A 13,627-nucleotide genomic window follows, 5' to 3' on the forward strand; every position below is an offset into this window, starting at 1 on the left:
TCGTGGGCGCCTGAGACTTGCGCGGTGTCAGGCCGGCTCGTGCACGTGCACGGTCGAGGTCAGGCTCGTGCCGTTGAGGTCGAGGTAGATGACGCTCTCGGCCCGCGTGAGAGTCATGGTGTTACGGCGCTCGATCAGGGCGGCCGCCGTGTCGATGAACCCCGGGTCGAAGCTGTACACGCGGATGTCCTCGCGGCGGTGGATGCGCTTGTCGGTCCACGGCGCCATCACCTTGGCCGGGTCGCGATGCGTGTAGACAACCGTGCGCTCGGCGAGGCGGCTGCCGTGATGCAGTCGCTCGGCATCGGGAGCCCCGATCTCGACCCACGCCGTGATCAGCCCGGTCATGTCGCGCACGAGCACCGCCGGCTCTTCGGTCGAGGAGATGCTGCCGCCGAATGTGATGCCCTCGGCGAACTCGAGCCCGTAGGCGAGCACCCGCGTGAGCATGTACGCATCGGTCTCGGACGGATGCCGGGCCACTCGCAGCGAGTAGTCCTCGTAGATTCCGCGGTCGGTGTCAGCGAGCTGCACCTCGAACGTGTGGACTGTCGAACCGATCGCCATGATCCCCGAGCCTACGCGGGTGCGGGAGCGGAGGCCGACCGGGGGCCGGCGCCGCTCAACACGATGCGTATCGCGCCGGCATCCGCGGGAACGGTCGGGTCGAGGCCGGTGGCGAGGGCGAAGCGGGTCAGCCGGTTCAGCACGGTGTTGCGGTGACAGTAGAGGGCGGCGGCCGTGCGGGTGACCGAACCGTTGGCGAGGTACTCCCGCACCGCTTCGATCAGGAGGCTCTGTTCGCGCTCCGGCAGCGCGTGGAGCGCCTCGAGCGTCTGACGCGAATACGCTCCGGCGACGGCTCCCAACCGATCGGTGAAGAGCCGGTCCCAGTGACGGTCGAGCGTCGCCGCTCGGTCTGCGGCATCCACGAGAGCGGCCAAGTCGCGCGCGACCCGCCACAGGTCACCAATCTCTTCGGCTCCCTGAGCGATCGGAGGGAGGCCGACGGGCAGGGCGTGGAGCGCCTCGAGTTCGCGCGCCGACAGCGAGCCCACGTCGAGGATGGCGAACTCGGAACCGTCCAGGCGGTCGACGGGCACGGCGGGGAGGAGGGTGCGCATGCCGGCGCGGAACTCTGCGGCGAATGGCAGACTCCCCACCACGACCAGGAATGAGCCGACCGGGTCGAGACCGAGCGATTCGGCCGCCTGACGGGAGAGGCGGATGTCGCGGCTGCCGTCCTCGAGCAGTCGGCGGAGGAGGAACGCCCGAGCGAGTTCCAGCTCTCGATCCATGTCGGCGAGTTCAGCCATGTATCCGGCGTGGACGTTCATGGTGTGGACCTCGACGGCGTCCCAGATCTTCACGACCTCTTCGGCGAACGCCGGGAGGTCCTCCTCCGCCACGTAGCCTCGCATCGCGTTCCAGAGGAAGCGGAAGTCCATGCGAACCGCCCTCAGCAGCGAGTCCAGCGGGATCCCCTGCCGTGCGCGTCGTCGACCGAGCCGGTCGGAGTGCGCCATCAGCTGGGCGTCGAGGTCGTCGCCGATGATCAGCCCGAACAGCATCTCCAACGAGCCGCGAGCCGCGCGGAACAGCTCGGCGTCGTCGATCACCGAATCGAGATACCCGGAGATCTCGCGGACGTCGTGGACGTAGCGCCACGCGACCTCATCGAGATCGGCGAGGCAGGATTCGGCGATCTGCGCCGCGAAGCTCCGAACGTGATTATGCATCTGCACAGTGTAGGGCCCAATCTGGGGGCGATCATCGGTTGTGAGTGCAGCATTTCGCTACGACGATGGAGGTATCCATCGCGGATGTCTGCCTTTCAACGGAGAACTCATGACGAACCCGACCCCGGAAGTCCCGCCCGGCACGACCCCGCCGATCAGCGGCGGAGACGCGGCCCGCGTCGCGTGGGCGGCGTTCGTCGGCACGGCGCTGGAATGGTACGACTACTTCCTCTTCGGCACCGCCGCCGCCCTCGTCTTCAACCGCCTGTTCTTCACCGACCTCGACGCCACGGCCGCCACGCTCGCCGCCTTCGCGACCTTCGGTGTCGGCTTCGCGGCCCGCCCCATCGGCGCTCTCGCCTTCGGCTACATCGGTGACCGGTACGGGCGGCGCCCTGCGCTCCTCATCACCATCGTCATGATCGGCTGCGCGACCGGGCTGATCGGTCTGCTCCCCGACTATCTGGCGATCGGCATCGCCGCGCCCATCATGCTCGCTGTGCTGAGGCTCCTCCAGGGTCTGGCGGTCGGCGGCGAATGGGGAGGCGCCATGACGCTCGCCATCGAACACGCGCCGATCGAGAAGCGCGGCCGCTTCGCCGCGCTCATCCAGATCGGCTCCCCGGTCGGCACGCTGATCTCCTCCGGCGCGTTCGCACTCGTGCTCCTGATGCCGCCCGCGGTGTTCGATGCCTGGGGCTGGCGGCTCCCGTTCCTGCTCGCGTTCCCGTTGCTGGGGATCGCCCTGTACATCCGACTCAAGGTCGAGGAATCACCGATCTTCAAGGAGCTCGTCGCTCTCGAAGCCCGAGCCAAGGTGCCCGCGCTCGACCTCTTCCGGCGTGCCGGCGGACGGCTCGCCGTCGCCGTCGCCGCGGCGATGCTCGGCGTCGGCGGGTTCTACCTGATGACGACCTTCGTGGTCAGCTATGGCGCGAACACCCTCGGCGTCGACCGTGGCCTCATGGTGAACGCGACACTCATCGCGGCCGGGGTCCAGATCGTCGTGACGGTCTTCGCCGGACGATTCGCCGAGCGCTTCGGCCCCGGGCGGATGACGGTGGTCGGTGCGATCGCCACCGCCGTGGCGGCCTTCCCGCTCTTCTGGCTCATCGACACCCGGAACCCCTGGGCGATCATCTTCGCGGTCACGCTGGGCATCGCCCTCCTCACGATCGCCTACGCGGTCACGGGCGCCCTGCTCACCGAGCTGTTCCCGCCCGAGCTGCGGTACAGCGGCGTCGCGCTCGGATACAACATCGCCGGCGCGATCACGGGCTTCCTGCCCCTCATCGCCACGGCACTGCTGGCCTCGACGGGCGGGGCCTCCTGGACGGCGGCGCTCCTCCTCATCTTCATCTCACTCATCACCGCGCTCGGCGGCCTGCTCGGGGAGCGCCTGCGCGTCCACGACAAGCCGGTCGTGCACTGACCTAAGGAACGACGAACCATGAAGCTGACCAGCGAAGTCGCCGACAAGATCTGTGCGGCCGTCGATGCCGCCTTCGACCAGCAGATCGCCTTCACCCAGGAGCTGGTGCGCCATCCGTCCCTCCGCACGCGGGAGGCATCGGCCCAGGACCTCCTGTTCGACGCGATGCGCGAACGCGGGCTGGAGATGGATCGGTGGGACCTCGATCCGGCCGAGCTGGCGCAGCACCCCGGCGCCGGACCCGTGGCCGTCTCCTATGAGAACGTCGGCAACGTGGTCGGCACCTATGCCCCGGCATCCGAAGAGGGACGGTCGCTGATCTTGAACGGGCACGTCGACGTCGTGCCGGAAGGACCGCACGAGGCGTGGGCACGGTCGCCCTGGGACGCCCCGGTGATCGACGGCTGGCTCTACGGGCGCGGCAGCGGCGACATGAAAGCCGGCCTCGCCGCGAACCTCTTCGCCTTCGACGCCGTGCGAGCAGCGGGATTCACCCCGACCGGGCGCATCCACTTCCAGTCGGTGGTGGAGGAGGAGTGCACCGGCAACGGCTCGCTGTCTGCCCTGCAGCGCGGCTACGTCGCCGACGCCGTGATCATCCCCGAGCCCGAGGAGGACATGCTCGTCCGGGCGAACGTGGGCGTGATCTGGTTCACCGTGCGCGTCGCGGGTCGCCCGACCCATCCGCGGGAGATGAGCTCCGGCTTCAACGCGATCGATGCCGCGCACCACGTGATGGAGCGACTGCGAGAGGTCGAGGCTCGGTGGAACGCCGAGAAGGACGAGCACCGGTACTTCGAGGACCTCGACCACCCCATCAACTTCAACCTCGGCGGCATCCGCGGCGGCGACTGGCCGTCGAGCGTTCCGGCCTGGTGCGAGCTCGATGTCCGCATCGCGCTGTATCCCGGTGTCACGGCGGACGCGGCCTGGGCCGAGATCGAGGAGTGCCTGGCCTCGATCGACGTCGACGGATCCGGGAACCCCGTCGAGGCGGTGGCCACCCGCAACGGCTTCTACTCGGAGGGCTACGTGCTCGACGAGGGCTCCGATGCCGAGGCGGCGCTACGCGGCGTGCACCGCGAGGTATTCGGTGACGAGCTGCGCACGTTCACCACGCCCGGCTACCTCGACGGGCGAGTGTTCGCCCTCTACGCGAACACCCCGGCCCTCGTGTACGGGCCCATCTCCGAGGCGATCCACGGATACGACGAGCGCGTCGACGTGGAATCGGTTCGCCGCATCACGAAGTCGATCGCGCTGTTCATCGCAGAATGGTGCGGCGTGAGTGTGCAGATGCACACCGCGTAGCGAAAACTGAGGGAAGATCTCCCTTGTCGCTCGGGCATTCGCCCCCACAGAGTTGTCTCACCCGCATAACCCCCACCCCCACCCCTCCTGGAGGATCTATGTCCGCCACACCCTCGTCGGCACTGTCGCCGGCCGAATCAGGTCGTCTCGACCGAGCCAAGATGCGCAAGATCTCGACCGCGAGTGTCATCGGCACCACGGTCGAGTGGTACGACCTGTTCTTGTTCGGAACCGCTTCGGCGCTCGTCTTCAACCAGGTGTTCTTCCCCGACCTCGACCCCGCCGTCGGCACCATCCTGTCGTTCCTCACCTTCGCATCCGCCTACCTCGCGCGGATCGTGGGCGCCATCCTCTTCGGTCACTTCGGAGACCGACTGGGCCGCAAGTCCATGCTGCTCATCTCGCTCATCACGATGGGCGCGGCCACACTCTCCATCGGACTCATCCCGGACTTCGCCACGATCGGCATCGCCGCGCCGTTCATCCTCCTCACCCTGCGGGTGATCCAGGGCCTCGCTCTCGGCGGCGAATGGGGTGGCGCGGTTCTGATGACCGTCGAGCATGCTCCGTCCGCCAAGCGCGGGTGGTACGGATCGCTCGTGCAGGTGGGTGTTCCGGCGGGAACGTTGATCGCCAACATGGCGTTCCTCGTCGTCACCGCGATGATCGACGACGAGGCGCTCGTGGCGTGGGGATGGCGCGTGCCGTTCATCGGCTCGATCATCCTCGTCGCCGTCGGCATCTACATCCGTCTGAACATCGAGGAGACCCCCAGCTTCCGCAAGGTGCGCGAGCGCGGTGCGAAGGCGAAGCTCCCCTTCGCCTACCTCATCCGCCACTACTGGAAGCAGGTGCTGCTCGGCGGGATCGCGACGCTCTCGACGGGCTCGACCTTCACGCTGCTCGTGGCCTCCGGCGTCAACTACGGCACCTCCGAGCTCGGCCACTCCAGCGACCTGATGCTCTGGGCCGTGCTGGTCGCCTGCATCGTCGCGCTCTTCGCGATCCCCGCCTTCGGACGCCTGTCCGACCGCGTCGGACGCAAGCCCGTGATCGCCGGTGGCATCATCGCCGAGGTCGTGCTCGCCTTCCCGTTCTTCTGGCTGCTCGACACCGGCAGCGACGCCATGGTGTTCGTCGCCTACGCGCTCATGATGCTGGCGTTCTCGGCGAACTACGGCCCGATCGCCACGTTCCTCGCCGAGCTCTTCGGCTCCAAGATCCGGTACTCGGGGCTCTCGGTCGCGTACATGCTCTCGGGGCTGCTCGGATCGGCCATCACGCCCGCGATCACCGTCGCGCTGCTGTCCATCACCGGACAGAGCTCGTCGATCGCGTGGTACGTGGGCGGTGCGGCCGTACTGTCGCTCATCGCGCTGCTGCTCCTCGCGGAGGGTCTGCACAAGAACATCGACGTCGTGGATACCGAGGATTCGTCCGCGGGCGATGCGCCGGTGCGCGACGACCTCCCGGAGGCGGTGGGACGATGACGATCAGAAGGGTGCGGACGGTCGACGGCCTCGCGGGCCCGGTGGGCCCGTTCTCGCAGGCGGTCGTCGCGAACGGCTTCGTGTACACCTCGGGGCAGATCCCCGCGGGCGTGGACGGCAGCATCCCCTCGGACTTCGAGGAGCAGCTCGAGGCCACTCTGCACAATCTCCGCACCCTTCTGGACGGCGTCGGCAGCAGTCTCGAACACGTCGTCAAGGTGAACGGCTACCTCACGGATGCTGCCGACCTCGAGGCGTACAACCGCATCTACGTGCGGTGGTTCGGGGAGCACCTGCCGGCCAGGACGACCGTGGGCGTGAGCCTGTGGGGCGTCGCGCTGGAACTCGAGTGCGTCGCCGTGCTGAAGGATGAGACGGATGACTGACGTCGCGTCTGCCGGTGCCGATCCTCTCGTCGAGGCGCTCCTGCAGGTCGAACTCCCCACCCTCGGCCACTTCCTCGAAGAGGGGTTCTGTGATCCCCGCATCCGTCCGATCGGCGAGGTCGGGCGGATGGCGGGGCGGGCGGTGACCGTCGATCTCACCGAACCCGATGCGATCGCGGTGAACCGTGCGCTCGTGCGAATGCGGCCGGGCGCGGTGCTCGTGATCCGCGTGCAGAGCGGGCGTCATGCCCCGGTCGGCGCGGTGACCGCGACGGCTGCCCTCGCCCGGGGAGCCGCAGGCATCGTCGTCGACGGTCCGGTGACCGACCTCTCGGCGCTGACCGCCACCGCGGCGGCACTGCCGGTGTTCGCGACGGGCACCACGGCGCTGACCACCAAGCGCCTGGGCACAGCCATCGCGGGCGTCGGTCGGCCGGTGATCATCGGGGGCGTGTCCATCGCCGACGGCGACCTGGTCGCCGGTGATGAGAACGGTGTGGTCGCGTTCCGCTCCGACGCGCTCACCCCAGAAATCCTGGATGCCGCACGACGCTCCGATCAGGCAGAACCCGAACTGCTGGCGCGCATCCGCCGGGGCGATCCTCTCGAGGATCTGCTCGCCCTGGACACCGAAACACTCTGAAAGGCTTCGAATGACCATCGAGATCACCACCGACTCGCGCGCGACGGACGAGCAGGAGCTCGCGTCCGTGTCCGAGACGCGTTCCGCCGGGCACCTCATCGTCGCCCAGTTGGAGCGCGAAGGCGTCGAGCGCGTGTACGGCGTTCCGGGCGAGTCCTACCTCGACGTGCTCGATGGTCTGCACGACTCGTCGATCGAGACCGTCATCACGCGGCATGAGGGTGGGGCGGCCTTCATGGCTCTGGCCGAGGGGCGCCTGACCGGCCGCGCCGGTGTGGCGATGGTCACGCGCGGGCCCGGGGCGGCGAACGCCTTCATCGCCGTGCACACCGCGTGGCAGGACGCGACGCCGATGGTGCTGTTCGTCGGACTCATCCCGGTATCCGATCGCGGGCGCGAGGCGTTCCAGGAGTTCGACCTCACCGGATGGTTCGGCTCGACGGCGAAGCACGTCACGACGCTCGACGATCCATCCTCGGCGGCACGAGTGGTCACCGAGGCCATGCGCATCGCGCGCTCCGGGCGACCGGGCCCCGTGGTCATCGGCCTGCCGGAGGACGTCATCCGGCTTTCCGCTGAGGGCGCGACGACGCTGGAGCCCACGGTGGCCGCCGGGGCCGAGGCGGGAGCCACAGCCGTCGAGGAACTGGTCGCGCGTCTCGCGCGGTCCGAGCGTCCGGTCGTCGTGGTCGGCGGCGAAGGGTGGTCCGCCGAGACCGGGCGCACCCTGGTCGACTGGGCCGAGCGGCACTGCATCCCGGTCCTCGCGGACTTCCGGGCCTACGACGCCGTCCCGCACGACGGGGCCTACGTGGGCGCGCTCGGCTACGGCCGGGCCGACCACGCCGCCGACCTGTTCGACGACGCCGACCTGCTCGTGTTCATCGGAACCTCTCGCACGGATGTGCTGAGCGACGGCTACCGGCTCGGACACGACGCGGCCACGGTCGTCGTGCTGCCCGGGGAGCCGAGTGGGCACTCCGGGCGTCTGGATCAGCTGATCGCCTCCGACGCCGCGAACCTCGTCGCCCGTCTGCCGCAGTCGTTGGGCGTGACGTTCGACGAGTCGCGTCTTCAGCGGGCGCGCGATGCGCATCTCCGGTTCTCGACGCCGTCCCCCACCAGGGACGCGGCGACCCCCGCAGAGGAGTACGTCGACCTCACGGAGGTGATGGCGGTGCTCCGCGAGGAGCTGACCTCGGACGCGGTGATCACGTTCGGCGCCGGCAACCACGCCATCTGGCCGGCGCGGTACCTGCCGCACCACGCACCGGCGACGCTCGTCGCCCCCCGCAACGGCGCCATGGGCATGGGCATCCCCGCCGCGGTCGCGGCCTCGCTGGCTCTGCCCGGACGCGAGGTCGTGTCGATCGCCGGTGACGGCTGCTTCATGATGAACGGGCAGGAGATAGCCACCGCCGTCGGCTACGACGCTCCCTTCATCGCGATCGTCGTGGACAACGGCGTGTTCGCGACCATCCGCGAGCACCAGGAGGCCCACTACCCGGGTCGTCCGTCGGGAACGCATCTGACCAACCCGGACTTCGCGGCTCTCGCCCGCTCCTATGGGGCGTACGGCGAGACCGTCGCCCACTCCGCCGACTTCCGCGACGCCTACCGGCGGGCCCGCTCCAGCGGCCGCCCCGCCGTGCTCCACCTGCGTCAGGACCCGGCCGTGCGTGCACCGTCGACGGCCGTCTGAACACCGTGACGATTCGAGGAGGATCCGCCATGACGATCCAACAGGGAGCGGCCGACCGGCCCGCCGCGTCCACCCACGCCGAGGGGTTCCTCGCGGACTTCGTGCGGCTGAGCGAGTTCGGCGCCACCGCGAACGGCGGGGTCGACCGGCAGGCGGGCAGTGTCGCCGACGTGGCTCAGCGGCGCTGGTTCGCCGCGCTTCTCGAGTCGCACGGTCTGCGTGTGGAATGCGACCGCATCGGCAACCAGTTCGGGTTGCTCGAGGTCGTCCCCGGGGCGCCGTTCGTCGTCGTCGGTTCGCACCTCGACTCGCAGCCGACGGCGGGACGCTATGACGGCGCCTACGGTGTGCTCGCAGCGGCTCATGCCGCGTTCCGGCTCGCGGAGGAGTGGGCCGCCGACGGCGCCACCGGGCCGCGGTACAACATCGCCGTGGTCAACTGGTTCAACGAGGAGGGCTCGCGGTTCACCCCGTCGATGATGGGGTCGAGCGTCTACACGGGCGTCCTGCCTCTCGAGGAGGCGCTCGGCACGACGGATCGCTCGGGCATCACGGTGGCCGAGGCTCTGGAGCCCGCGGGCTTCCTCGGTGCCGGTGACGGCCCGGAGGCGGCGTTCTGCGCCGAGATCCACATCGAGCAGGGGCGTGTGCTGGAGAACTCCGGCAGCACGATCGGACTCGTGACCGCCAGCTGGGCGGCCAGCAAGTACGTCGTCACCGTGGAAGGCGAGCAGGCGCACTCCGGGGCGACCGTGATGGTCGATCGGAGAGATGCGCTGTACGGTGCCTCGCTGCTGGTGGTCTTCGCCCGTGAGCTCGCCGACAGGTTCCCCGGGGTGCTGCACACCGCGGTCGGGCAGCTCGACGTGTATCCGAATTCGCCGGTCGTCGTCGCCTCGGAGGTTCGGCTGCTGCTCGACCTGCGCTGCGCCGACGAAGCCGTGCTCGCGGAGGCGAACGCCTTGCTGCAGGAGCGGTTCGCCGAGATCGAGGAGACCGCGAAGGTCGGCATCCGCCGGTCGCTCTCGCACGAATGGGGGATCGACCCGTATCAGCCGGAGGGTGTCGAGCTGGCACGGGGATCTGCCGAGCGGCTCGGGTACTCCCGCGAGGAGATCCTCACGGTCGCCGGGCATGATTCGATAAACATGAAGAGGCGAGTGCCCACCGTGATGCTGTTCGTGCCATCGGTGGACGGGATCTCACACAACGAGGGCGAGTACACCCGCGACGAGGACCTCGTGGCAGGCCTCGACGTCCTGACGGATGTCGTGCGGAGACTCGCACAGGGAGAACTGGCGCCGACTCCCGGTGCCGTGGAGGAGCGAACCAGATGACCGATTACGCCGTCACCGACCCCACGACGAACGAGATCGTGCGCCGGTACGAGTCCGCGACCGACGCCGAGGTGGATGCCGCTGTCGAGCGTGCGGCTGCAGCGTACCCGGCCTGGCGAGCGCTCACGGTCGAGGAGCGCTGCGGATATCTCGCCGCGGTCGCTGCGGAGTACCGCGCGGACAGCCAACGCCTCGCGCGCATCATCACCAGGGAGATGGGCAAGACCACGGCGGAGGCCCTCGGCGAGATCGGGATCGTCGCCGACATCTACGACTACTACGCGACCAACGGTCCGGCGTTCGCGGCCGACCGGCCGCTCCCCGTCGCGACGGGCGAGGCTGTCGTCCGCACCGCTCCGGTCGGTGTGCTCCTGGGGATCATGCCCTGGAATTACCCCTACTACCAGGTGGCGAGGTTCGCGGCACCCAACCTCGCGCTGGGGAACACGATCGTGCTCAAGCACGCGCCGAGCTGTCCGGAATCGGCCGCGGCGATCGCCGAGCTGTTCGAGCGGGTCGGTCTTCCCGAGGGCGCGTACGAGAACGTCTACGCCTCAGAGGATCAGGTCGCGCGCATCATCGCGCATCCCGCCGTGCAGGGCGTCTCGCTCACCGGTTCGGAGCGTGCCGGTCGGGCCGTCGGCGAGCTGGCCGGACGAGCCATGAAGAAGGTGGTGCTGGAGCTCGGCGGGTCCGACCCCTTCATCGTGTTGCAGGATGCCGACGTCGACGCCGCTGCGCGTGCGGCGGTGGTCGGACGGATGGGCAACGCGGGGCAGGCGTGCACCGCTTCGAAGAGGTTCATCGTCGCGGATGAGGTGTACGACGACTTCGTCGAGCGGTTCACCGATCTGGTCGGCGAACTGCGCGTCGGCGATCCGTCCGAAGAAGGCATCTCCTTCGGGCCGTTGTCGTCGGAGGCCGCCGCACGGTCCGTCATCGATCAGGTGGACGACGCGACCGCCAACGGGGCGACCGTGCTGACCGGTGGGCGTCGCCTGGATCGCCCCGGCGCCTTCGTGGAACCCACGATCCTGGCCGACGTCACCCCCGAGGCTCGCGCCTACCGCGAGGAGATCTTCGGGCCCGTCGCCGTGGTGCACCGCGTCGGCTCGATCGACGCCGCCGTCGCGCTGGCGAACGACACGCCCTACGGCCTCGGCAGTGTGATCTTCGGTTCCGATCCTGCGCTCATCGCCGATGTCGCCGACCGACTCGACGTGGGCATGGTCTCGATCAACGGGCCGTCGCAGACGCAGGCCGACCTGCCTTTCGGCGGCGTCAAGGCCTCGGGGATCGGCCGCGAGCTGGGCGAGTACGGCATGGCGGAGTTCGTGAACCGCAAGCTCATCCGCACGCACGATCGCGGTTGATCTGCCGTCGGAGTCGGGCGACGGTCGTCTTCGGGGCTCTCAGAACAGCATCGGCTGCGCAGCCGCGGCGGCGCTGGGCGTGAAGCGCACAGCTGCCGCATTCGTCGCCCCTGTCTGCAGGTGGCCCGACTGCACATGGCCCTGCCCTGGGCGGAACCCGCGCCGCGGGTAGTCGTCTTCGTGGCGGCCTTCGAGTCCGTGCATCCGGATGAGCGGGCGGGCACGCTTCGCGAGCCACTGCCGGTATCCCTTCGGTGCCTCCGCAGAGACGCCGGGATAGAGCCCGCGGTACGACGACACGAGGTCGGGGCGGTGCGCGCCGAGCCATTCGAAGAACCACGGCTTGACGCCCGGTCGCAGGTGCAGGGCTCCGTAGATGACGGTGCGCGCCCCGGCGTCCTTGATGCGCACGAGGGCGCTGTCGATCGCCTCGAGCGAGTCGGTCATATGCGGCATGATCGGCATCAGGAAGACGGTGACCGGGAACCCGGCGTCGGCCAGGGCGCGCACGGTGTCGAGACGGGCCTGGGTGGTCGGGGCTCCGGGTTCGATGGCTTTCTGCAGCTCGTCGTCGTACATCGCGATCGACATCTGCACGTCGACGGGCACGCGCTGCGCGGCCTTCACGAGCAGGGGGATGTCGCGGCGGATGAGCGTGCCCTTGGTGAGGATCGACATCGGGGTGCCGGACGCGGCGAGGGTCTCGATGATGCCGGGCATGAGCTTGTAGCGCCCCTCGGCCCGCTGGTACGGGTCGGTGTTGGTGCCCAGCGCCACCGTCTCGTGCTGCCAGCTGCCGCGCCGCAGCTCCTTCTCGAGCACCTCGACCACGTTCACCTTGACCACGATCTGCGAATCGAAGTCCGATCCGCCGTCGAGGTCGAGGTACTCGTGCGTGCCGCGGGCGAAACAGTAAGAGCAGGCATGACTGCATCCGCGATACGGGTTGATGGTCCAGGCGAAAGGCATGCGCGAAGCTCCGGGCACGTGGTTCAGGGCCGACTTCGACAGCACCTCATGGAAGGTCATCCCGGCGAACTCGGGGGTGGTCACCGACCGCAGCACGCTGGATCGGTCTTCGAGTCCGGGCAGCGCCGCCGCATCCGTCTCGCCGAGTTTCTGTCCCTGCCACCGCATCTCCACATTCGAACATAATGACGATAAGAACGCAAGTGGTTCTGCGACATAGCTTCGAGTGAAAGAATGGACCAATGCCCCTCTCGCCGCACGCTCAGCATGCGGCTCCGCGCTCCCCGATTCACGGTCCCGCGCTACCGCTCGGCATCGTCGTGACGGCGATCGGTGTGCTGCTCTCGATCGCCTCCGCTCCCGTCGCGGCGGTGGAGGCCGCGCCGATGCCGGAGCCGGTCGCCGTGATGCAGGTGCCGACCGTGCAGGTCGAGGCGACGACGGCCGCCGACCCGTGTGCGGACCCGGCCGTGCAGCAGGCGGTGCAGGCCGGCGACGACGCGGCCGTGGTCGCGGGCTTCGGCGGGGGTCCGGCTTTCCGCGAGGCCGTGGTGGCGGGCAACGCACCCTGCATCTCGCTCCGCGATCCGGCGCGGGTCTGGGTCGTCGTGAACAAGAGCCTCCCGCTGAAGCCCGCGGACTACGAGCCAGGGGCGCTCGACTCGGTGCCGCTGCAGATGACGACGCTGTCGGGCCGGGTGCGGACCGATGTCGCGGCTGCCGTCGGGCGGATGGCCGAAGCGGCGGAGGCTGCCGGCGTGGGGCGCATCGGTGCCAACAACGGCTACCGGTCCTACGGGCTGCAGGTCACGACCTACGACACCCACGTGCGCTCGCAGGGTCAGGGGCAGGCGGATGCCGGCTCCGCCCGGCCCGGCCACAGCGAGCACCAGACCGGGCTCGCCCTCGACGTCGTCGCGTGCGGCAGCGGCTGCGGTGGACTCGACGGCTTCGGCGGCACCGCGCAGAGCGACTGGGTTGCGGCCCACGCGTGGGAGTACGGGTTCATCGTGCGGTACGAGCAGGTGGGCACGCCGGTGACCGGCTACGCGCCCGAGCCGTGGCACCTCCGCTATGTCGGGATCGACCTCGCCAGGGCCTACCACGACGGCGGATTCCACACCCTGGAGGAGTTCTTCGGACTCCCGGCGGCCCCTGACTACGCGCACTGAATCGGTCGGAACAGCCCGTTCTGCGGCATCCGACAACCGCGGTACCCAGTGTCACCTCTGATGGGATGCATTC

The 13,627-nt window shown here is 69.1% G+C and carries 12 protein-coding genes; 9 read left to right on the plus strand and 3 right to left on the minus strand.

Annotated features, from left to right (window positions below; all coding sequences use genetic code 11):
* Nucleotides 1–27: 27 nt before the first annotated feature.
* Nucleotides 28–567, minus strand: coding sequence for a YaeQ family protein (locus tag ACFC14_RS08285; protein ID WP_136040474.1), 540 nt, complete (start codon nucleotides 565–567; stop codon nucleotides 28–30).
* Between the two features lie 11 nt (nucleotides 568–578).
* Nucleotides 579–1,739, minus strand: a complete 1,161-nt coding sequence (locus tag ACFC14_RS08290; RefSeq protein WP_376102851.1) for a helix-turn-helix domain-containing protein — start codon at nucleotides 1,737–1,739, stop codon at nucleotides 579–581.
* Between the two features lie 109 nt (nucleotides 1,740–1,848).
* Here ACFC14_RS08290 and ACFC14_RS08295 point away from each other — a divergent pair, with 109 nt between their 5' ends.
* The 8 genes from ACFC14_RS08295 to ACFC14_RS08330 all read left to right on the plus strand — a co-directional run bounded on the left by ACFC14_RS08295 (nucleotide 1,849) and on the right by ACFC14_RS08330 (nucleotide 11,413).
* The gene (locus tag ACFC14_RS08295; protein ID WP_376102854.1) at nucleotides 1,849–3,171 is read left to right on the plus strand and encodes an MFS transporter; all 1,323 of its coding nucleotides are present in this window, start codon (nucleotides 1,849–1,851) and stop codon (nucleotides 3,169–3,171) included.
* Between the two features lie 18 nt (nucleotides 3,172–3,189).
* Nucleotides 3,190–4,482 carry an ArgE/DapE family deacylase gene (locus ACFC14_RS08300; protein WP_376102857.1) on the plus strand — a complete coding sequence of 431 codons (1,293 nt, stop codon included), beginning with the start codon at nucleotides 3,190–3,192 and terminating at the stop codon, nucleotides 4,480–4,482.
* A gap of 98 nt (nucleotides 4,483–4,580) precedes the next feature.
* Nucleotides 4,581–5,972: an MFS transporter gene (locus ACFC14_RS08305; RefSeq protein ID WP_376102859.1), complete on the plus strand. Its 1,392-nt coding sequence runs from the start codon at nucleotides 4,581–4,583 to the stop codon at nucleotides 5,970–5,972.
* Nucleotides 5,969–6,358 (plus strand): RidA family protein, encoded by a 390-nt coding sequence (locus ACFC14_RS08310; RefSeq protein WP_376102862.1) that lies wholly within the window; start codon nucleotides 5,969–5,971, stop codon nucleotides 6,356–6,358. The genes ACFC14_RS08305 and ACFC14_RS08310 overlap by 4 nt, the downstream gene beginning before the upstream one ends.
* Nucleotides 6,351–7,001 (plus strand): RraA family protein, encoded by a 651-nt coding sequence (locus ACFC14_RS08315; RefSeq protein WP_376102865.1) that lies wholly within the window; start codon nucleotides 6,351–6,353, stop codon nucleotides 6,999–7,001. The genes ACFC14_RS08310 and ACFC14_RS08315 overlap by 8 nt, the downstream gene beginning before the upstream one ends.
* Before the next feature lie 10 nt (nucleotides 7,002–7,011).
* Nucleotides 7,012–8,703 (plus strand): thiamine pyrophosphate-dependent enzyme, encoded by a 1,692-nt coding sequence (locus ACFC14_RS08320; RefSeq protein ID WP_376102868.1) that lies wholly within the window; start codon nucleotides 7,012–7,014, stop codon nucleotides 8,701–8,703.
* 29 nt (nucleotides 8,704–8,732) lie between these two features.
* On the plus strand, nucleotides 8,733–10,040 hold the full coding sequence (locus ACFC14_RS08325; protein WP_376102871.1) for a M20 family metallo-hydrolase: 1,308 nt from the start codon (nucleotides 8,733–8,735) through the stop codon (nucleotides 10,038–10,040).
* Nucleotides 10,037–11,413, plus strand: a complete 1,377-nt coding sequence (locus tag ACFC14_RS08330; protein ID WP_376102873.1) for an NAD-dependent succinate-semialdehyde dehydrogenase — start codon at nucleotides 10,037–10,039, stop codon at nucleotides 11,411–11,413. Before ACFC14_RS08325 ends, ACFC14_RS08330 begins: the two co-directional genes overlap by 4 nt.
* 39 nt (nucleotides 11,414–11,452) lie before the next feature.
* Here the strand turns inward: ACFC14_RS08330 and ACFC14_RS08335 are convergent, their stop codons facing one another.
* Nucleotides 11,453–12,550, minus strand: coding sequence for an Rv2578c family radical SAM protein (locus tag ACFC14_RS08335; protein WP_376102876.1), 1,098 nt, complete (start codon nucleotides 12,548–12,550; stop codon nucleotides 11,453–11,455).
* A 74-nt stretch (nucleotides 12,551–12,624) separates the two neighbouring features.
* Here ACFC14_RS08335 and ACFC14_RS08340 point away from each other — a divergent pair, with 74 nt between their 5' ends.
* Entirely contained in the window at nucleotides 12,625–13,554 is a 930-nt protein-coding gene (locus ACFC14_RS08340) for a M15 family metallopeptidase (RefSeq protein WP_376102879.1), read from the plus strand.
* Nucleotides 13,555–13,627 lie beyond the last annotated feature (73 nt).

This window comes from Microbacterium sp. NPDC055988, from assembly GCF_042269505.1.
GTDB lineage: Bacteria > Actinomycetota > Actinomycetes > Actinomycetales > Microbacteriaceae > Microbacterium.

Coding starts and splice junctions, on each gene's coding strand:
- ACFC14_RS08325 (WP_376102871.1), top strand. CDS start 8,733: ATGACGATCCAACAGGGAGCGGCCGACCGGCCCGCCGCGTCCACCCAC.
- ACFC14_RS08290 (WP_376102851.1), bottom strand. CDS start 1,739: ATGCATAATCACGTTCGGAGCTTCGCGGCGCAGATCGCCGAATCCTGC.
- ACFC14_RS08305 (WP_376102859.1), top strand. CDS start 4,581: ATGTCCGCCACACCCTCGTCGGCACTGTCGCCGGCCGAATCAGGTCGT.
- ACFC14_RS08315 (WP_376102865.1), top strand. CDS start 6,351: ATGACTGACGTCGCGTCTGCCGGTGCCGATCCTCTCGTCGAGGCGCTC.
- ACFC14_RS08340 (WP_376102879.1), top strand. CDS start 12,625: ATGCCCCTCTCGCCGCACGCTCAGCATGCGGCTCCGCGCTCCCCGATT.
- ACFC14_RS08295 (WP_376102854.1), top strand. CDS start 1,849: ATGACGAACCCGACCCCGGAAGTCCCGCCCGGCACGACCCCGCCGATC.
- ACFC14_RS08285 (WP_136040474.1), bottom strand. CDS start 567: ATGGCGATCGGTTCGACAGTCCACACGTTCGAGGTGCAGCTCGCTGAC.
- ACFC14_RS08310 (WP_376102862.1), top strand. CDS start 5,969: ATGACGATCAGAAGGGTGCGGACGGTCGACGGCCTCGCGGGCCCGGTG.
- ACFC14_RS08320 (WP_376102868.1), top strand. CDS start 7,012: ATGACCATCGAGATCACCACCGACTCGCGCGCGACGGACGAGCAGGAG.
- ACFC14_RS08335 (WP_376102876.1), bottom strand. CDS start 12,550: ATGCGGTGGCAGGGACAGAAACTCGGCGAGACGGATGCGGCGGCGCTG.
- ACFC14_RS08330 (WP_376102873.1), top strand. CDS start 10,037: ATGACCGATTACGCCGTCACCGACCCCACGACGAACGAGATCGTGCGC.
- ACFC14_RS08300 (WP_376102857.1), top strand. CDS start 3,190: ATGAAGCTGACCAGCGAAGTCGCCGACAAGATCTGTGCGGCCGTCGAT.